20 protein-coding genes are annotated in these 19,257 nt (G+C 68.4%); 5 read left to right on the forward strand and 15 right to left on the reverse strand.

The genetic code is table 11. The features are described 5' to 3' along the window. Positions 1-61: 61 nt before the first annotated feature. From E1284_RS00975 to E1284_RS41120, 3 genes are all read right to left on the reverse strand, one after another. Positions 62-1,405, reverse strand: coding sequence for a tyrosine-type recombinase/integrase (locus E1284_RS00975; protein WP_131935978.1), 1,344 nt, complete (start codon positions 1,403-1,405; stop codon positions 62-64). 723 nt (positions 1,406-2,128) lie between these two features. Beyond that, complete coding sequence (locus tag E1284_RS00980) at positions 2,129-2,869, reverse strand: EcsC family protein (protein WP_207923478.1); 741 nt, start codon at positions 2,867-2,869, stop codon at positions 2,129-2,131. Between the two features lie 575 nt (positions 2,870-3,444). Continuing rightward, positions 3,445-3,615: a hypothetical protein gene (locus E1284_RS41120; protein ID WP_165965075.1), complete on the reverse strand. Its 171-nt coding sequence runs from the start codon at positions 3,613-3,615 to the stop codon at positions 3,445-3,447. Positions 3,616-4,114: 499 nt separating this feature from the next. Between E1284_RS41120 and E1284_RS00985 the strand changes: the two genes are divergently transcribed. Next, entirely contained in the window at positions 4,115-4,567 is a 453-nt protein-coding gene (locus E1284_RS00985; RefSeq protein ID WP_207923479.1) for a hypothetical protein, read from the forward strand. Between the two features lie 4 nt (positions 4,568-4,571). On the opposite strand, the gene E1284_RS00990 is transcribed toward E1284_RS00985, so the two are convergent. Beyond that, entirely contained in the window at positions 4,572-5,315 is a 744-nt protein-coding gene (locus tag E1284_RS00990) for a hypothetical protein (protein WP_207923480.1), read from the reverse strand. 166 nt (positions 5,316-5,481) lie between these two features. Further along, entirely contained in the window at positions 5,482-6,852 is a 1,371-nt protein-coding gene (locus tag E1284_RS00995; RefSeq protein WP_243714182.1) for an erythromycin esterase family protein, read from the reverse strand. Positions 6,853-7,129: 277 nt separating this feature from the next. Here E1284_RS00995 and E1284_RS01000 point away from each other — a divergent pair, with 277 nt between their 5' ends. Beyond that, the gene (locus E1284_RS01000) at positions 7,130-8,338 is read left to right on the forward strand and encodes a serine hydrolase domain-containing protein (protein ID WP_243714178.1); all 1,209 of its coding nucleotides are present in this window, start codon (positions 7,130-7,132) and stop codon (positions 8,336-8,338) included. 22 nt (positions 8,339-8,360) lie between these two features. Here the strand turns inward: E1284_RS01000 and E1284_RS01005 are convergent, their stop codons facing one another. The 3 genes from E1284_RS01005 to E1284_RS01015 form a co-directional block, all read right to left on the reverse strand. Beyond that, positions 8,361-10,715, reverse strand: coding sequence for an arylsulfatase (locus E1284_RS01005; RefSeq protein WP_131935986.1), 2,355 nt, complete (start codon positions 10,713-10,715; stop codon positions 8,361-8,363). A gap of 171 nt (positions 10,716-10,886) precedes the next feature. Then, on the reverse strand, positions 10,887-11,801 hold the full coding sequence (locus E1284_RS01010; protein ID WP_131935988.1) for a pyridoxamine 5'-phosphate oxidase family protein: 915 nt from the start codon (positions 11,799-11,801) through the stop codon (positions 10,887-10,889). A gap of 22 nt (positions 11,802-11,823) precedes the next feature. After that, positions 11,824-12,285 (reverse strand): VOC family protein, encoded by a 462-nt coding sequence (locus tag E1284_RS01015; protein ID WP_131935990.1) that lies wholly within the window; start codon positions 12,283-12,285, stop codon positions 11,824-11,826. A gap of 130 nt (positions 12,286-12,415) precedes the next feature. Between E1284_RS01015 and E1284_RS01020 the strand changes: the two genes are divergently transcribed. Beyond that, entirely contained in the window at positions 12,416-12,994 is a 579-nt protein-coding gene (locus E1284_RS01020; protein WP_131935992.1) for a CGNR zinc finger domain-containing protein, read from the forward strand. A gap of 86 nt (positions 12,995-13,080) precedes the next feature. Here the strand turns inward: E1284_RS01020 and E1284_RS01025 are convergent, their stop codons facing one another. The 7 genes from E1284_RS01025 to E1284_RS01050 are packed head-to-tail and all read right to left on the reverse strand — an operon-like array spanning position 13,081 to position 17,309. Further along, a complete protein-coding gene (locus E1284_RS01025) occupies positions 13,081-14,892 on the reverse strand; it encodes a complex I subunit 5 family protein (protein ID WP_131935994.1) in 1,812 nt (603 codons plus the stop codon). A gap of 7 nt (positions 14,893-14,899) precedes the next feature. Beyond that, positions 14,900-15,244, reverse strand: coding sequence for a sodium:proton antiporter (locus E1284_RS01030; RefSeq protein ID WP_131935996.1), 345 nt, complete (start codon positions 15,242-15,244; stop codon positions 14,900-14,902). Further along, positions 15,241-15,966 carry an MnhB domain-containing protein gene (locus tag E1284_RS01035; RefSeq protein ID WP_131935998.1) on the reverse strand — a complete coding sequence of 242 codons (726 nt, stop codon included), beginning with the start codon at positions 15,964-15,966 and terminating at the stop codon, positions 15,241-15,243. The genes E1284_RS01030 and E1284_RS01035 overlap by 4 nt, the downstream gene beginning before the upstream one ends. Positions 15,967-15,983: 17 nt before the next feature. Beyond that, positions 15,984-16,244 (reverse strand): Na(+)/H(+) antiporter subunit B, encoded by a 261-nt coding sequence (locus E1284_RS01040; RefSeq protein ID WP_131936000.1) that lies wholly within the window; start codon positions 16,242-16,244, stop codon positions 15,984-15,986. Beyond that, a complete protein-coding gene (locus tag E1284_RS41125; protein ID WP_165965076.1) occupies positions 16,241-16,570 on the reverse strand; it encodes a monovalent cation/H(+) antiporter subunit G in 330 nt (109 codons plus the stop codon). The genes E1284_RS01040 and E1284_RS41125 overlap by 4 nt, the downstream gene beginning before the upstream one ends. Beyond that, on the reverse strand, positions 16,567-16,824 hold the full coding sequence (locus tag E1284_RS41130; RefSeq protein WP_165965077.1) for a monovalent cation/H+ antiporter complex subunit F: 258 nt from the start codon (positions 16,822-16,824) through the stop codon (positions 16,567-16,569). Before E1284_RS41130 ends, E1284_RS41125 begins: the two co-directional genes overlap by 4 nt. Then, entirely contained in the window at positions 16,821-17,309 is a 489-nt protein-coding gene (locus E1284_RS01050) for a hypothetical protein (protein WP_131936004.1), read from the reverse strand. The genes E1284_RS41130 and E1284_RS01050 overlap by 4 nt, the downstream gene beginning before the upstream one ends. 348 nt (positions 17,310-17,657) lie before the next feature. Between E1284_RS01050 and E1284_RS01055 the strand changes: the two genes are divergently transcribed. Both E1284_RS01055 and E1284_RS01060 read left to right on the forward strand, forming a co-directional pair. Then, positions 17,658-18,332, forward strand: coding sequence for an esterase/lipase family protein (locus tag E1284_RS01055; protein WP_131936006.1), 675 nt, complete (start codon positions 17,658-17,660; stop codon positions 18,330-18,332). 122 nt (positions 18,333-18,454) lie between these two features. Next, on the forward strand, positions 18,455-19,252 hold the full coding sequence (locus tag E1284_RS01060; RefSeq protein WP_243714179.1) for an N-acetylmuramoyl-L-alanine amidase: 798 nt from the start codon (positions 18,455-18,457) through the stop codon (positions 19,250-19,252). The last annotated feature ends 5 nt before the right edge of the window (positions 19,253-19,257 follow it).

Genomic DNA, 19,257 nt, shown 5'->3' on the forward strand with positions numbered 1-19,257 from the left:
CGGCATGAAGAGAAGCTACGCTGGCCGCACATGAGCAGACCAGGTCTTATAGGCATGTGCGCTACCGCGTTCCTGACCTGCTCCGGGTTTTGGCTAGGGCTTCAAGAGCTGTTTCGTCGGCGTCTGGGAGGGTGTGTAGGTAGCGCTCGGTGGTGGCGATGGAGGCGTGGCCGAGGCGTTCTTTGACTATCTGGAGGTCGGCGCCGCCGTTGAGGAGCCAGGAGGCGTGGGCGTGGCGTAGGTCGCGCATGGTCGGTCTGAAGTCGAGGCCAGCGGCGGCGATGGCCGGGTACCATATGTTGCGGCGGAACCAGTCGTTGGGGATGTGGCCGTCCGTCATGCGTGTGCGGAGGGGGCGAGGGTTGTCCTTGCCTTTGGAGCGGCGGCCGGCTCGGTAGAGGGCGAAGGCGCCGCGACAGTAGTCGCAGCGGCATCTGCCGGCGGTGTAGGCGCTGAGGGTGCCGTGGTTGTAGGTACGGCCCTTGTCGTTGGGCTCGGTGCGGCCGAGGGTGGCCGGGTCAGGGATCTCGGTGATGCGGGCGCGGGGCTTGTCTTGGGGCGGCATGTGGAAGAGGAGGTCGTCCTGGGTAAGGCGCGCCGTCCTGATGTGATCTTCGAGCTTCTCGGCCATCTGGGCGCTGAGCTTGAAGCGGCGGTACTCCTTGTCCTTCGGGTAGTCCTTGACGAGGAAGTGGCCGCCGTCCGGGTGGAACTTCGGGTTGAGCTCCACAACCGTGCGGCTGACCGTGAGGATGCGGGTTCTGAGGTTGAGGTCCTTGGGACGCAACTCGCTGAGTTCACCCCAGCGGAGGCCGCTCTCGATCTCGGTTTCGGTGAGGAGGCGGAAGGTCCCCTCAGGGAGCGCGTGGTAGATGTCGTCGAACTGCTCGGGCGTGACGATCTTGAGCGGCTTGCGGACGACGGGTGGGGCCTTCACTCCGCGGCAGGGGTGGAGGAACGTGACCTGGTCCTCCAGCGCTGTGGTGAAGATGGCACTGAGGATGATTTTGGTGCAACGGATGGTCACGGGCGTCATGCCCTGCTTCTTGAGCTTGGCGATCCAAGCGCGGACATGCTCGGGGAGGATGTCAACCATCCGCATGGGGCCGAACTCCGGCATGATGTGCTTGTAGATGGTGTAGGTGTACCCCGATCGGGTGCTGGCCTCCATTTCATGGTTCGGGAGCCAGGTGTCCTCGACGTAGTCTTTGAAGCGCTGCCTTCCGCGTGCGGGTTCTCCGGTTCTGCCTTCGGAGACCTTTACTTCGGCGCGTTGCCATGCTTTTTCTGCTTCCTTCTTGCTCGCGTAGGTTCCGGCCGATCTCCGCTGGCCCCGGATGTCGTCGTAGTAGGCCGTGTAGCGAAGCTTGCCGTCCTTGCCCACTCTCTTGCGTGTCTGCCCCATGGGGCTCCCCACCTCCCAGGCTTGATCATCTGACCCTCGTTTGACCCCGGACTATGAATGACGGCGGGATCCTAGCCATCACTCACTGACAACGATGCAGGCCATCTACCTGGGACTTTACCGTGAAACGACGTTGATCACACGTCCAGGTATTTGCGTGATCATCGGTTCGGGACGAAGAGGTCGTGGGTTCAAATTCCGCCACGCGACATCAAGGAAGACGGCACCGAACCGTCCTGGACTTTACGCTCCGCGAGTGGTCCCATTTATGTAGGTCCTCCGCGCAGACTCTTTACGAGCGAGCCACGATCGGCGCTCGCTAGCCCGGGGAACCGGCCATTGCCTTTGCGGGCGGGTCGTTCATCTGCAAAATGGCCGGCTTGAGCGTGGCTTTGATGACCTCGGCGCATCGTTCCCCGGACATGCCGGTCGGCTCCGTCAGCTCCTTGGCGTTCCGTCGTCAGCGGAGGATGGGTTCAGGGACAGCCAACGGGTCGGGCCACTGCCCCTGCATCCAATCCCCGTCGCACTAATCGGCTCTGTACTCGTCGCGGACGTTGACCGCCCCCGATGTGAACTTCGGGTAGCCCGGATGAGCTGATCACGCACATCGAAAACGTCCATGTCCCCTTTAGGTCAGCACACGGACCGCGCCATATCTGGAAAGTCACCTCAACGACCTCGGCATAAGGTTCTGGCTTTGAGCCGAGATAGTCAGGCCGCTCAGTGAGTGGCTTCCTCGGCATCGTCAAGGCCGAGTGGCGGGAATGCCTTCTTCGAGAGGCGGGCGACGACTCGCGTGAAGGCCGCGTCCACGGTTCCGCCGACGATGCCGCCGACTCCGGGAACCGCTTTGGTCAGAGTGATCATTGAACGCTTCGTCCCGTACTTCGCCACGAGCATGAAGCCGACCTTCTTGTTGATCGCCCTCAGCACTTCAACGGGGAGCTTTTTGATCGCAGTCTCGGCCAGCTTCTGACTGACTTTCACCCCGAATCCCGAGAGCACGGCATTCGGCGACCCGCCGGCGACCGTGATCAGGATGGCGTGTCGCACGATCTCGTCCTGGAGATCCCAGCCGCGCAAGTGGGCGATCGCGCCGACCATCCTGGCGTTGAGGACGGCCTGGCCGGTGATGTTCGCCGGAAGTGTCACCGGGAGCGCGATCAAGCCTCCAAGGCCCGTCACGAAGCCGGCCGTGCCCACCAGCGCGGTCGTCTCGTTGATGATCCGGCGAGCCGCCTTCTCCGGGTCACCGAACGAGGCGGCCCGCGCATCGGCGTACGCGCGCGAGCCGACGAGGGGGCCGACGCCGTTGTCGACCACCTTCATCAGCTGATCGACCAGGGCCGCTCCGACCTTCTCTAGCTTGTTCGGCGTCTCGTCGGGCTCGTCCGCCGTTCGCGCATCCTCGGCGGCCGGCTCTGTCCCGTCGCCGGCCTCCGAACGCTCTGCCGCCGCCACGCCCCACCTGCCCTCACGTCGCTGTCCATGCCGTGCCGTAGCCCGTCCGAGCAGGTACTTCGGCACGTTGAAAACGGGCTGCGCACATGCCGACAGTTAACGAGCACACACCGGTCGAACTCGGTGTATGCAGTTATATACCGCGAGACCGGCCGTGAACGCTCTTCACATGGCCGGATTTGGCCTGGCAGTCGCGACCGGGCGGCTGAGCCGTCCAGGGCGGCGTTCAGCGGTTTGGAGCGCTTCGCAGTAGGCCGGCCGCCTCGGGTGGGTCGATAACGGCCAGGTAGTCGTCGTTGCCGGCGCCTGCCGTGCGTTCGAGCGTCCTGATGGTCTTCTGGCCGTTGTCGTGCGGACCCTGGATGTAGAAGGGCTTGCCGTCCTAGGTGATGGCGCTGGGCAGTGACCACGGACCCAGCGGCCGGAGAAGAGGTAGAAGAACTTGTCGGTGTACTCGGGGAGGCGGCTCGCGGTCATTTCCGTGGGCGGCCAGACGTTCTTGACGCCCGGGCAGTAGACGTCGATCAGGAATCCCACGGGCCTGACCCGGTTGTGTCCGGCGGTCCGCGCGAGGACTACCCCGGCCAGTCCCGGACGCCTCGGATTCGGGTGCGGCGAGGGGCGGGCCAGTCGGGCTCGCCCGCGACCGTCAGTCCGCTGCTCCACTCCGGTGTGACGTGGCAGGCGACGATCTCGTCGGATTTCGCGTGGGCCGCCCACACCGCCCGGATCAGCGGAGTCACCATGGCGGGGGGACAGGCCGAGTGCACGGGCGATCTGCTTGGCAGAACGTCCGGACGCGCGGAGTCCCCCGACACGGGCCAGAGTTCCGTCGTTGTTGATGGGTGCCTTCAGAAGGGATCGGGTGCGGTCGTCTGGTCGGAGTTCAGCCAGGTGACGGGAGCCCCGCCCGCCGCTGGCCGTGTGGCTCATCGTCCCGTAGACGCAGCGGCGCAGGGCCTCCCCGCCGCGGCGCGGGCGGGCGCGGGCGGGCGGGCGGCGCGCGGGTTACATATCCGTTTCATCTGAAGTAGGTATTCAGTTATATGCACAAAAATGGCGAACCGCAGCCGCTCTCGATCGAACGGAGTTCATTGACAGCAATTCACTGGCGCTGCGAGCATTGCTGGCCTTGACGGGGGTCTTGGTTCGGTAATTGCTTGGAGGCAGCACATGGGGCAGCAGGATCGGGGATCCGCCGCGGGTCTGAGGCGGAGGCTGGCCGTCGTGGGGGCCGTGGCCGTCATGGGTGTCGTCGGTAACGCGGCGACGGCGGAGGCGACGGTGACGCCCGTCCGGCCGCCGGTACCGGCCGCGTCCAACGTCGACTTCTCGTCCCATTCCAAGGTTTTCGGCAGGAGGGTCATCCACTGCGAGATCCGGTTCATCGGTGCCCATGGCGGCATCCCGCACAAGTCCGGTCACGTGCACGGCACCGTCAACGTCCGCACCGGTGTGACCTGCACCCAGCCGCTCCGGATGATCCGCGGGAAGGTCGGCCTCTTCAGCAACCACGGATCCAAGATCCGGCGGTTCGGCAGCACCGGGGCGCGCACGGCCAAGGGCAACGCGGCGCTCGTCTGCAGGACCGGCAGGTACCACGGTGAAGCGGTCGCCACCCTCTACGCGCCCCCGGGATACTCCCCCAGGGTCGCCACCGTCGGAAAGCGGACTCCGACGGTCTCCATTCACTGCTGAGGCGTCACCTGTTGACGTCGTCGCTGTCCGCCCATACCGGGTCGGTCACATCGACCGGGACGGCTTCCAAGCGCTCGTCCGCCAGTATGTCGGCGATGAGCGCCGCAGTGCCGCCGAGGTAGGTGGAGTCCAGGTCCGTTTCCGTCGTGACACACCATGCCCGGTCATCGGGCCAGAACAGGTTGGGTGACTGCGGACGGAGCGGCATCGCGAGTTCCCCGGCAGCGTCAAGAGGGCCCTCGAGCAGGAGATATGCGCGTTCCGGCAGCTCCACTCGAGGGCCTTCGGCGATCTCTGGCGGGATCGCCGGCGCACGCACGTCGGGCTGCCGCTCCTCCCCTTGGTCCGCGTCCGCCGTGAACGTGGCGGTCGCCCCGTCCGGCGCCGGGTCGTAGTAGCCGTCCCAGACGCAGAACCAGCAGTGTCCTGGCGTTTCGGTGTGCCCGGCGAGGACGTCGCACAGTGCCGTCAGGAGCGCCGGAGCCAGCGACCCCGGGTCGGGCTCCTCCACCCATGGACGTGCGGCGCCCGAACGCGGTACCGGCCCGGCCAGTGCCTGGAACTGCACCCGCGGATGCACCGTCCCGCCCGACCACGAGGCCACCCGCGCCCACGTCACCGGGCTTCCGTCGGCCGCGTAGGCCGGGTGCAGGATCCGCGCGTACGCCTCGAAGCCGTGCGGCACCAGACCGCCCACCCCGGACCCGAACGGCCCGACACCCGCGATCACCCAATGGGCCGGCCGCACGTCATCGCGTGGAGAAAGCCGTGAACGCCGAATCATCACCCGGGCCTCCCGCCGAGTATCTCCCCGCCCCCGTGTCCGCACAGTACCCATGCGCGCGCCTCCGCGTCCTGCGAGCGAGCGGGCCGGGCGGCATCCCCGAGGGGACGTCGCCCGGCCGGCCGCGGCTCTACTCCTGCGGTCCGAGCGGGATGCCCGGTATCAGGTTGGACGGGGTGGTGTCGCGCATCTCGATGAGGATGCTGTAGGTGCGGCCCAGCGACTGGACGATGTCGTTCTCCTCCGTGGCGGTCGGCGAGTACACCGCCGTGATGTAGCGGACCTGGTGCTCCTCCCTCAGCCACGAGCGCGCCGGCTCGTCCGCGGTGCGCATGTCGAGGTAGTACTTGGGGTAGCGGACCCGGTTCAGCACCCGCTCGGCGTTGACCGGCGGAGGCGGGCCCACGGTGAACCTGCGCAGGAAACCGGTGTCCTCGTCGAGGGCGGTGAACGTCCCCTTGTAGAAGCTGAGGCCGGCGGCCACGTAGCGGGGGCCGAGGATCTGCCGCAGCCAGGTCCCCTGCCGCTTGAACGTGTGCGGCGGGAACTCCCCCAGGTAGCCGACGTGGGCGTTGTGCGCGGACAGCAGGATCTTGCTCTTCATGTGGCGCAGCCACCAGACGGTGTTCAGCGCCATGGCCTCGTCGCGCGGGCCCGAGAAGTCCTCGGCGGCATGCGCCTTGGCGATCCAGAACGCGACGTTCGCCTGCTGCTCGGCCCATTCCGCCGCCTTGCGGGGAGCGCCCCGGCGCAGGCTCTCGACCAGGCGCAGCGCCTGCGCGGCCTGGCGCTGCACCTTCTGGCGCTCGCTCATGGGCTTGGCGTCGTACCACCTCTCCCACCTGTTGAAGTCCGTGGTGGGGATCAGCCCGTCGTAGAGGGCCTTGAGCGTGGGCACGAGGTCGGGGCGGCCGCGCTCGCGCACGTACCTGAAGATGTCCTCGAAGATCCGCACGTGCGGGAAGTAGACGTCGTCGCCCATGAACTGGAGCTGCCGCTCCGGGTGCTTCTCGTTGTAGGCGCGCATCCACCGGATCAGGCGCAGGTAGTCCTGGTTGGCGAACAGGCGGTAGTTCTGCTGGAACTCCCGCTGCATGATCTTGACCGGATCGCCCTTGCCGTACCGGACGTAGTCGTTGAGTTCGAGTCCGGTTCCCCAGTTCAGCTCCAGCATGAACGTGGTGAACCCTTTTTCCTTGACCAGGTATTCGAAGACCCGCTGCTTGAGGCTGAAGAACTCGTGCGTGCCGTGGGTGGCCTCGCCGAGGCCGACCACCGGCGCGTCGCCGATCATCCGGCCCAGCGGGCGCAGGTCGCGCGCGTCGCGGTTCGGTTCGGCGGTGAGCAGCGGTCGCGCGCTTCTGGCGAGCGCGCGCACCACCGCGTCCTCGTGGTGCGGGACGGGCTCCTGGGCGCGTGCGGGCACGGGCGCGAGCGCGCCCACGCCGAGCGCCAGCACGGCCAGGAACGCCGACCGCCTGCCCCTGCGGGAATGTGACATGGTCACCGATCTCTCCAGTTGGGAAACGTCGATTGGCCCGAATCATCCGATTCGTTCGCCGGCGCGGAACGGAACGACCGCCGGGACGCACGAATGCGCGGACTAAGACGATCTTCCATCCGAGATCTTCGGCCATCTCCTCAGGCAGGTAAATCCTCTGTCGAGGGTGATCGATGAATCACCCTCGAATGCCGCTCCGAGTCGAGCATTATTCGCATTACCATTACTTCTCCTCCGGTATACGCACTGCCGCCGGAATGTTACTTAGAGTGACAGGATGATGTTCGGAGGAGTTCGCACGGGCACCCCCGCGTCCCGGGGTGCGGCCTTCGCCGTTCTGGTGCTCGCCGCCGGGGCGCACATCGCCGGAGGAGGCACGGCCGCAGCCGCACAGCGGGCACCCGCGCCCGGCGGCGACGGGCCGGGGGAGGCCCTCCAGCGCGTCCTGGACGAGGCCGTCCAGCAGGGCGCTCCGGGGGCGCTCGCCCAGTCGCGCACGCCGCGGCGGGTCCGGAACCTGTCCAGCGGCGTCGCCGACCGCACGACCGGGCGGCCGCCGCGGGCCGACATGCGGTTCCGGATCGGCAGCATCACCAAGACGTTCGTGTCGACCGTGATCCTCCAGCTCGTCGCCGAGGGGCGGCTGCGTCTCGGCGACACCGTCGACCGGGTGATCCCCGGTGTCGTGCAGGGCAACGGGTACCGGGGTGACGAGATCACCGTGCGCATGCTCCTCGACCACACCAGCGGCATCGCCGACTACACGCGCAACCCCCGGATCGAGGAGATCGCCGTCACCGACCCGCGGCACGACTTCACCCTGCGGGAACTCGCCGAGGCGGGCCTGGAGTACCCGCCGGACTTCCCGCCCGGCACCTCCTGGCGGTACTCCGACACCGACTACGTGCTGCTCGGCATGATCATCGAGTGCCTCACCGGCCGGACGTACACGCACGAGATCACGCGGCGGATCATCCGGCCGCTCCGCCTGCGCGGCACCTACTTCCCCGGCGCGGACCCGCGGATCCGCGGGCCGCACCTGCACGCGTACACACCGGTGGACGGCGACCCGGCACGGCTCGCCGACACCACCGAGGTCAACACGACCTTCGCACGCGCGTCGGGCGACCTGATCTCCACGGTCGGCGACCTCAACCGGTTCGACTCCGCCCTGCTGGGCGGGCGGCTGCTACCCGGACGGCTGCTGCGCGCGATGCTGCGTCCCGTCCCGGGATCGCGGCCCTACCCCGGCAGTGACATGTTCCGCTACGGCCTCGGGGTGGTCATCGCCGCGCCGCCCTGCGGCGTCCGGGTGTACGGCAACGGCGGAACCCTGGACGGCTGGGAGACCTGGACGGGCGGCACGCGGGACGGCCGGCACACGATGTCGTTCGTCCTCACCACCGACGCCGTCGACCAGGTCCGGCTCACCGCCCAGGCCGTCACCGCCGAGTACTGCACCACCTCCCGCCACCGCACCGCCTGAGCGGGCGAGGCGGTACCGCGCGTCAGTCGATCATCAGCCAGCCGCGCACTTCCGCCTCGTGGTCGATGAAGCGGTCGCCGGAGACGTCGACGACGACCCTGTCGATCGTGCCACCGGTGAACCGGAACGGCGGCCGGAAGTCGGGGGTGACGGGCGAGCCGTCGTCGCGGCCCACGCAGATGCCGTCCCCCACGACGTGGAAGTAGCCGGGCTGAGTGATGATGCGGTCCTCGTTCAGCCGCTGCTCGTCCACATAGAGGGTGAGGGGTCCGCTGGTGCCGGGCATCTCGGGGTCGCTGCTGCGGTCCTCGGCTCTGAACTCGGCCGTGAACAGGTGTCTGCCCGGCTCGATCTCCAGGTCGGCGGACACCTCCTGGAGCAGGCTGCCGACCCAGTTGTAGACGTAGTGGAGGCGGCGGTCCTTGATGTAGAGGACGTGCCCGCCGGTGACGCCCCCCTGGACGTACAGGACTCCTTCGGCGTCGGCCGAATGGACGTCGACGCCGGCGGCGATGGTGTACGACCGGCCGCTGAGCATGACGCCGGACTGCTCGGGCACGGGCGCGCAGTCGGGGTAGTAGACGTAGCGGTTACGGGCCGGGGTGCCCTGCGGGCGTTCGGCGAGGGTCTGCTCCAGCGCGGTCCGGTCGTCCAGCGGAAGCCCGTTGCAGATGCCGGCCTGGTAGTGCCAGAGGGCCTTCAGCGCCTCGATCCGGCGGGGCTCCCGTTCGGCCAGGTCCCGGCTCTGCGCGCGGTCCGCGGTGAGGTCGTAGAGTTCCCACACGTCGTCCTCGAACCTGCCCCAGCCGCTCAGCGGCGGATGCACGGTGCAGGCCAGCCACCCCTCGTGGTAGATCGCGCGCTGCCCCAGCATCGAGTAGAACTGGGTCCGCTTCCCCGGTGCCGCGGGGTCGGTGATCGAGGCCGCGAAGCTCTCGCCCTCGATCGGGTTCTGCGGGCGGCCGCCGAGCACGTCGGGCGGTGTGACGCCCAGCAGGTCGTAGAGCGTCGGGGTGACGTCGACCGCGTGGACGTACTGGTGCCGTACCCCGCCCCGCGCCTTGATCTTCGCGGGCCAGGCGACCAGGCACATGTCGGCCACGCCGCCCTCGTACCCGGCCCAGCGCTTCCAGTACGGGAACGGGGTGTCGAACGCCCACGCCCACCCGGTGTTGTAGTGGTTGTAGGACGAGGGGCCGCCCAGTTCGTCGATGTGCTCCAGGGACAGTTCGGCCGGGGTGGGCAGGTTGTTGAAGAACCGCATCTCGTTGAAGGTCCCGTCGGGCCCGCCCTCGCCGCTGCCGCCGTTGTCGGAGACGGCGACGATGATCGTGTTGTCGAGTTCACCGGCGGAGTCCAGAAAGTCGATCACCCTGCCGAGCTGGTCGTCGGTGTAGGAGACGTATCCGGCGAAGACCTCGGCCATCCGGCTGAACAGGCGCCGCTCGCCGGCGCTGAGGGAGTCCCACGGCCGGACGGTGTCGAGCTGCGGCCACGGCTGCCCGTCCGGTCCGGTCGCGGCCGGTTCGCCGTGCGGGTTGATCGGGGAGAGTTCGGTGTCCTCGGGCAGCAGCCCGAGCTCCTTCTGGCGGCGCAGGATCTCGGGCCGGATCGCCTCGTAACCCTGGTCGAACATCCCCTTGTACCGGTCCGCCCACTCCTTGAAGACGTGGTGGGGCGCGTGGGCCGCGTCGAGCGCCAGGTACATGAAGAACGGCTTGTCCGGCTGCACGGCCTTGGCGTCGCGGATGAACTGGATGGCCTTGTCGGACAGGTCCTTGGCGATGTGGTAACCCTCTTCGGGCGTCGCCGGCGGGCTGACCTGGTGGTTGTCGTGGACCAGGTTGGGGTACCAGCAGCTCGACTCGCCGTTGAGGAAACCGTAGAACCGTTCGAAGCCGCAGCCGAGGGGCCAGCGTCCCTTGTACGCGGCCATGCCGGTCTCCCAGCCGGGCGTGAGGTGCCACTTGCCGACGCAGTAGGTGTTGTAGCCGCGTTCGACGAGGACCTCCGAGATGAACCCGTTCTCCCTGGGAACGCGGGTGGAGATGCCGGGGAACCCCGCACTGAACTCGGCGATCGTGGCCATCCCGTTCGACGTGGCGTTCCGGCCGTTCAGCAGCGAGGCGCGCGACGGCGAGCACAGCGCGGTGGTGTGGAAGTTCGAATAGCGCAGGCCCAGGTTCGCGATCCGGGTCATCGTCGGCGTCTTCACCGGGCCGCCGTAGCAGTCCATCGTCCCGTAGCCGACATCGTCCCACACGATCACCAGGACGTTCGGGGCGTCCTTGGGCGCCCACGGCGACAGGTACGGCTCCCAGTCCGGCTCCGAATCGCGGATGTCGAGCGCGATCCTTCCCTTGAAACCCCTGGCCATGGCGTCGCCCCCATCAGACGTGTCCGGTCGTCACGTTCCGACGTCCCCCGCGGCGGGCCGATGGCACGCCCGGCCCGCCAAGTCATCGCAATGGATCGGTCACGGCGCGACGGCGAGGTGCTTCTGTGAGAGGTGTCGAAGGGGCCCCGACACGCGCTCGGGCCGGGTGAGTCACGAGGTTCCACGAACAGGTGGATTGAAGCGGGATGAGACGGGGGCGGTCCAGCGAAGGGGGACGGCGGTCGGGATCTCGGTGATTTCGGTGATGGTGAATTCGACCAGGCGTTCGGCGCCGGGGATCGCGGCGGCGTTCGCCGGGGTCCAGTCGGTTTCGGCGGTGCCGGTCAGGTGCAGGAGGGCGCCGGTGCGCCAGTCGGGGAGTAGGAGGCCGGCCTGGGGGTTGACCTCCAGGTTGCCCAAGGTGTTGAACATGGCGTTGCCGACGTAGTCGGGCCAGCGCAGAACCGATGGCGACACCACCTGGATGAATCCCGGGTTGCCGCCGCGGTGAGAGGCGTCGGCGTTGCCCTCGTGGTCGGACGTGGCGATGAAGAAGGTGTCGGCGTCGGTGATCCAGCGCTGCTGGTCGCCGGTGAGGGTGCGGGAATGGTGAGGGCGGCCTGGGGTGGTCCCCGTTTCCCACTGGTACTCGCGCTTCTGGATGTACTTGGGGCAGTTCGAGTACACCTGGTCGAGCTTGACGTGGAGCCCGTTGTCGGTCGGGACGGCTCGTCCGTTCATGCGCATCCGGCGGTGGCGGGACGGTTCGATGGCGAGCATCCCGACCGGGGCGGGTGTGGTGAGCCGGTCGTGCAAGGGGTCGTCGGGGCCGGTCGCGGCTTCGATGGTGACGGTGCGGGTGTCCTCGGCGCGCAGGAAGCCGGGGCGGCCGGTGAGCAGTGTGGCCCACATTCGTCCGGCGTTGTCGGTGGCTCCGAGCACCACCATCGGCTGCTGCATCAGGAACTTCTGCGCCACCTCCGGGATCTCCGCGCGGATGGCACGTCCGGAGACTCCGCCCTGGTCCAGCAGGCCGGCGCGCCGCTGGGCGGCTCGTTCGCCTTCGTGGTAGACGTCGACCGCCACAGCGGCCTCCTTCCGGGTGAGGTTAGAAGAAACCGCAGGTCGGAGCGGCTCCGCTGGGCGCGGGGGCGGTGTCGGCGCCGGTGGGTGCGTAGATCTCCAGGCGCGTCCCGTCGGGGTCGGTGAAGAAGATCCCGCCGGACGAGACGCCCTCGCCGTGCGGGACGACGCCGTCGTGGGCGAACTCGGCGCCCAGTTCGCGCAGCACCTGCTCGGCGGACTTCACCTCGTCGATCGTCTCGACCTGGAACGACAGGTGGTGCAGGCCGGCGGAGCGGGTCGCGAACGCGGTGTCGCTCTGCTGCCAGAGGGTCAGCACCAGCTTTCCGTCCCGTCCGAGGAAGGCCCAGCGGCGGTCGGGCTCCTTGCCTTCGGCCTGCACCTCGAATCCGAAGACGCGCTGGTAGAAGGGCAGCGACCGGTCCAGGTCGGTCACGTTCAACCCGACGTGCCCCATCTGCAGGGCCTTGATGGCGGCCGTCTCCATGACGCACCTCGCTAACCCTCGGGCTGTCTCGCCCGAGCTCGATCCTTGATCTAACTGGCTATCTGAAGATAGACAGTTAGGGCAGTGATCGTCAACCGGCTAAGTGGCGATAGCCGGATAGAATCGCGGGGTGCAGGAGGAACACCGATCTCGGCGGCAGGACGCAGCGGACCCCCGTCCGCTGGTCGGCGAGCCGCTGTGCCTGGACCTGCTCAACACGCGGTGGATCGAGGAGCGCGTCCGTCACGACCTGCTCGATTCGGTCGACGGACTGGCCGTCTGGCTGCGTTCGGCGGGGTTGGACGACCGGGCTGTGGCCGATCGAGCGACGCTCGACGCCACGGTGGAGACGCGCGAGATTCTGCTGGCGCTTCTGGAGCAGGGTCGGTCTCGGTCCGCTGAGACGGTCGAGGCGTGCAACCGGGTTCTCGAACGCGGGGCGCTGCACTACCGGCTCGGGGACGACGGGGTGGAGGAGCATCCGCGGACTGCCGATCCCGCGTGGCTGCCGTCCTGGCTGGCCGCCGCCGACTACCTGCGGCTCATGGCCGGCGCCCCGGGACGCGTCAAGCCGTGCGCGCACCCAGACTGCGTGCTCCACTTCTATGACACGACCAAGAGCGGCACTCGTCGGTGGTGCTCAATGGCCGTCTGCGGCAACCGCGCGAAAGCCGCCCGCCACTACGAGCGCGCGAAGGGCGGACGTTGAGCCGTCTGCCCGACGGCGACGATCTGCGAGCCGACGGAGTCGGCCCGGGCTCGGGACATGTCCGCCGGGCCGTGCCGGGCCGGCGCTCAGAGTGTGACCGTCCAGGCCAGGGCCAGGGCTGCGGCCGCCGCGATCAGCCAGGTCGTGTAGTCGCCTATGCTGCCGCTGTGAATGGTTTTCACGGCGATTATCGGCGGGCGAATACAGGTGCGTATTGGCCTTTGGGCGCGGACAGGTAGACGCTGCCACCATAGGCCGATTGCGGCGATCAGGAAGGCGCCTGCGAACGAGACTGCCCCGTAGAGCCAGTCGCGTAGAGGGATGGCGTGCCCGGGGAGCGGCATTGCGGGCGGGACGATGCCTTGCGTTACCAGGCGAGCGTGGGCGGCGTGGTCGTGGAGTTGAGCGGCTGCCTTTATCGCTTGGCCGGGAAGGTCGGGCGCCAAGGCCAGAAAGTAGCCGGTCAGGGCCAGCAGCAGGGGCGCGATCAGAGGCCATAGCCGGTGGTGGCCGTCGGGGAAACGGCGCGGCTTTGCCTCCTGGCTCGTCAGGATCGGGTCGTGAGCGGGACCCCACCCCAGGAAGATGCGGGCTACCGCACGGAGCGGCGCGGCAGCGCTGACGGCAATGCACACGGCCAAGACCGGAGCCGCCCAGGCGTAGCCGCTGGCCGTTAGCCCGTCGTAGACCAGGGTCAGCGACAGGAAAGGCCCGAAGCCGGGCGGTGCCGCCACGCCGAGCGCACATAGTGTCAGCAGGAAGGCCAGGACGGGATGGCCGGTTCTGCCTCTGCCGTGCAGAATCATCTCGTCAGCGGAGCCCATGCGGACGATCAGCATGCCCAGGCACAGCATCAGGGCCCCTCGCAGCAGACCCGCGGCGATGATGTACATGATCGAGCCGGCCAGCCCGGTGGCGGTCTGAGTCGCCATGCCGGCCAGGACCACGCCGCCATTGCTGACCGTCATGAACGCCAGTTGGCGTTTCAGATCGGCTTCCAGGAAGCACATCACGGCGCCGATGACCGCACTCAGCACCGCCAGGGCCAGGAGAGCGTGCCGCACGGCGTCATCGCTCCCCAGAGTGGGAGCGAAAACGGTGGCGTGTACACGCGAATAGACATCGAAGGCCAGATCGCTCATTACCGCTGTGAAGATGGCCGCCGCAGGAGCAGTCGCCACACCGTAGGCATCGGTCAGCCAGAAGTGGAACGGTGCCGTGCCAGCCTTGACCAGGAACCCCACGGTGATGAGCGTGAGCGCCAGCACCAGCAGGCCGGACGGGTGGTCGCGCGCCAGAACGGCGCCTATCCCCACCAGGTTCAGGTTGCCCGTGCGGCCGTACAGAACGGCTATGCCCATCAGCAGCGTCAACGTTCCGATGGTGTTCAGCACTGCGAAGTCAAGGGCGCCCTGAAGAACTTCCGGACGGGTCACGTGGTAGCCGCTCAACGCATAAGCGGCGACGCTCATCAACTCCAGGAACACGAAGATGTTGAACAGGTCACCGGAGAGGGCGAACCCGACCATGCCCGCCAGGAAGGCCAGCATCAGCGAATAGAACAGATGCCGGATGCTCTCAAAATGCCCCCACGAGAACACCAGGGCGGCCAGGACGGCGACGGCGGCCAACGTCGCCTCCGCAGCGGCGAACGGGTCGACGACGAACCCGATCCCCCATGGGAAGCCGTCCGCAACCGGCTTCCAATCTCCGAACCAGTACACGATCGTGCGGTCGCCCGAGTGAAGGGTGAGCGTCAACGTCATACCGGCCACGGCCGCGGCGCAGGCTATGGCGAGAGCGTCCGGGACGAGCCGCGGCAGGTGGGTGCCCACGGCGGCCAGCAGGGCGGCGCAGATCAGCGGTAGCGCGACTACCAGCGGGACGAGTTGGTTCATCCGCGGGTCATCCGCGGGTGGGGCGCATCTGCTCCGGGTCCACCGTCCCCGCGTGACGGTGGGCCTGCAGCGCCAGCGACAGGACGAGGGCCAGCACGACGACACTGACCACGATGTCTGTCAGGGTGAGAGCCTGCACGACCGGATCGGTCAGCGGAGTGCCAGGCGTCATGCCCTGAGTGACCGGCGGCGATGAACCCCGCCGAAAACCGACCGCGAGCAGCAACAGGTACGTGGACGACTGGATGATGTTCAGGCACACCCCCAGATGCACGTAACTGCGGCTGGTCGCCACCCCGTACAGCCCGGCGACGAACAGCACGCCGGCCACCACATAGGGGTAATAGGTCACCGCTCCCCCTTCACTCCGGGGAACGTCTGGATGTACTCCTCAAGGAACTCGTGGTAGATCAGGACGAACGCCGCAGTGACCTCGACGCCCGCAGCCCAGTTCAGGGCGGCGATCGTGCCGCTGGAGGCGAGCGTCCCCGCCGACCCCAGCGGCAGGGTGTTCGTCAGGAACGCGGCGCCGGCGGTCAGGCCGATGAATCCGACGGCCACGTACGCGGCGGCGCCCAGCCCCTCGGACGCGTCCAGCACGGTGGACGCGGACAGCCGCCGGAAATGCCGGTAGCTCCCGGCCACCCACAGCATCAGCGCGCCCCCCGACGCGATGACGCCGCCCTGGAACCCCCCGCCGGGCGTGATGTACCCGAAGGTGATCACCCAGAGCCCGAACAGCAGCAGAACAGGTGACAGCAGGCTGCCGACCGTACGGACGGCGTCGCTCGTCACGATGTCGCGCGGACGCTGCTCGGCGACGTCCCGTCCCGACCGCAGCAGCAGAACGAGCCCCATCACGGCCGTGAAGAGGATGAACTCCTCGATCAGGGTGTCCAGGCCGCGGTAGTCGAACATCACGGCGGTCACGTAGTTGGTGATGTGCCGCTGCCCCTGGGCGTGCTCGTTGATGAGGTTGCCGTACTCGCCGATCCGGGCCCCGAAGCCGGGCAGCCCCATATATCCCCATACGAGGACACCGAGTATGGCCGCCAGCGGAGGCAGCACCAGCACCCGTCTCCAGCGGACGCTCACCCCTTGCCCCCGCCATGGGTGAGGTAGATGACCGGCAGCAGCACCATCGGGACGCCGATCGACGACACCGCGACCTCGGCGATCGCCACATCCGGGGCCATCAGCGTCGCGAACGCCATGACGAGCGACAGGCCGAACAGGCTGAAGACGACGACCTGGCGCAGCGGGTCGCGCACCAGGACCGTCCCCACCGCGAGGACGCCGACGAGCGTGAGCGCCATCGCCTGCAGGACGGTCGTCAGCGTCGTCGCCGTCACGAGTCGGCCACCTCCCCGGGCTCTGGCCCGATGTCGTCGTGCAGCATGCGCCGCGCCGCCCGTCCGACCGCGTGCGTGACCACGGGGCCGAGCAGCATGATCACCGCGCACGCCGTGACCACCTCGACCGTCCCGGACACCGCGCCGGCCCCGCCGGTCACCACCACCGACGTGCCGATGAGCGCCGGTCCTACGGCGGTGGACGCGGCGGTGTAGTGCAGCCGGTCGAAGACGTCCCGCATCCACCACACGCCGACGCAGCACACGAGTTGGGCCGCCACTCCGGTCCAGAGCAGCACCTGCGCGGCCAGCTCGGCGGCGGTCACGGCAGCCGGTCCAGAAAGCGGGCGAAGATCAGTCCGCTGACGATCAGGCAGACCGCGGTGATGAGGGCGAGGGACGAGAAGGACGACTGCTGCAGCCCGACGCACAGGCAGACCAGAACCAGGGTCGCCTGCGTCCCCGCCGCCTGGAGCGCGGCCACCCCGTCGATGGCCTGTGCGCGCAGGCCGACGACGAGCAGCGGAAGCCACCCGGTGAGCAGGACGACGGCGGCGACCAGGAACAGCGGCCGGGTCACCAGGGACGCTCCGACTGCCGGCGCGGCCGGAGATCGTGGATCATCCGCCGTCCGGAATCGGGCGAGATGTCGATGACGTAGCAGTTCGGGGACCAGCCCGCCACCAGCTCCACCCATGCCCGCCGGCCCGCCGGGAGCGGTCCCGTACCGGACGCGCTCGTGTCCTCCAGAAAAACGCCCGCCTCGCGCCGCCGGGCGGCGATCGACGTCACCAGGACGCGGACGAGGATCCCGAAGTCGACGATCACCGCGACCGCGGCCGAGCCGAGCTCGCGGGCCCAGCCCCACCGTCCTCGGGCGTCGAGCAGGCCCACGGCGGCGACGAGGTCGGCGCTCACCGCGGCGACCAAGGCCATGGCCGCGCCCCAGACTCCGATCTGCCACGACCAGTCGCCCACGAACAGCATCCACAGGGCGAACAGCGGCGGCCACCAGCGCAGCACCCGGCGCACGCGGGGCCTGACCGGTGCGTCCTCGCTCCCCATGCGGCGCCTCCCGATCCCCGCAACGCCCAACCACGCGACGCCCCAGCAGGCGGCCCGCCGTCATGCGCCCATGTCCGGCCGACCACGCCGGAGGCAGATACGACCGCCGACCAGCCCCGTCCGCCGCCCGGACGTTCTTTTCATGCCACTCAGCCATGCCCGCCCGAGCGCACTGTAATCACTCAATCGCACTCAGCCATCGAGCGCAGGCCGAAGCCCACACCGTCCGAAGCCGGCTACCCCCTCGACGAGCGCGACGGCGCGAGGCTGGTGATTTCGCCGATGCGCACCCGGACCCGAGGGGTCACAGTTCAGGGCGATGACTCACCCCCACCCCCTGGAGGCATCATGAAACGGATCCTCGGATCGCTCGTCGCGCTGTGCGCGGCACTGGCGACGTTCGGGCTCGGCCTCGCGGCACCGGCCAGCGCCGCCGGCCCCCGCCCCGTCGTCTTCGTGCACGGCTACACCGGCAGCGCGTCCAACTGGGTCACGGCCATGTCCGTGTTCCGCGCGGCCGGTTACAGCAGTGACCAGCTGTTCGCGTACGAGTACAACTCCTACGGCGACAACAAGCAGAACGCCGCCGGTCTCGCCTCGTACGTGAACCAGGTGAAGTCGCGGACGGGCGCGTCCCAGGTCGACATCGTCAACCACTCCATGGGCGGGCTGGTCAGCCAGTACTACCTGAAGGTCCTGAACGGCAACGGCAACGTGGCCCACCTGGCGTCCATCGCCGGCGCCAACCACGGGACGACGTACGCCGCCGCGTGCACCGTCTTCGAGACGTGCCGCCAGATGCTCCCCGGCTCGTCCTTCATCCAGCAGATCAGCGCGGGCGACGAGACGCCCGGGAACACACGGTACGCGACCTGGTACTCGCCCTGCGACGGCATCATCATCCCCTACACCAGCACCCGCCTGGACGGCGCGAACAACCACTACGTGGTCTGCCAGACCCACCTCGGCTACCTCACGGACGTGGTGACGCTCGGCGCGATCGCCCAGTTCACGAAGAGCTGACCCCCCGCCGGCGCACCGGGCGGGACGCACCCCAGAGGCGTCCCGCCCGGTGTCGTGTTTGCATACTTACCCTGGGTGCACATTGACGATGTCTTCGGGGGGGCGGTGTCGTGCGGGGTCTCGTGGGTGCTCCGGTAACCGGGCTGGCGGCGCTGTGCCTCGGCCTGCTGGCCGCGTGCGGCGGCGGGTCGTCCGGCAACGGCGACAACGGGGGCGGCGGGACCAGGACTCCGACGGCCGGCGGGTCCGCCACCAAGAGCGCGTCCGCGGTCAATGGGAAGGTTATCGTGCTCGATCCCGGTCACAACGGCGGCAGCGCGTCCCATCCCGAGGAGATCAACAAGCAGGTCTTCGTCGGGAACGGTTACAAGCCGTGCAACACGACCGGCACCAGCACGCCCAGCGGTTACAGCGAGCACGCCTTCACCTGGGACGTCGCGAACCGCCTCGCGAAGGTGCTGAGAAACCAAGGCGCCAAGGTCACGTTGACCCGCGATAACGACACCGGAGTCGGGCCGTGCATCACGGAGCGCGCGGCGACCGCCAACCGGGCGCACGCGGACGCGGCGCTGTCGATCCACGCCGACGGCGCCCCGGCATCCGGTCACGGATTTCACGTCATCGTGCCGCTGCCCGTGGGCGAGAACAAGGGCATCGTGGACCGATCACGCCATCTCGGCCTGGCGATCCGCGACGCCTACCGCGCCGGGACCGGCATGCCCTTCGCCACCTACATCGGCAAGGACGGCCTCGACCAGCGCGACGACCTCGGCGGGCTGAACCTGTCCACGGTGCCGGCCGTGTTCATCGAGTGCGGCAACATGGCCAACCCGGGGGACGCGGCGAAGCTGTCGAGCGCCGCCTTCCGGCAGCGCATGGCCGAATCGCTCGCGACCGGGTTCGACGACTACTTCCAGTAACGCAC

Origin of the sequence: Actinomadura bangladeshensis (genome assembly GCF_004348335.1) — a bacterium.
Lineage (GTDB): Bacteria > Actinomycetota > Actinomycetes > Streptosporangiales > Streptosporangiaceae > Spirillospora > Spirillospora bangladeshensis.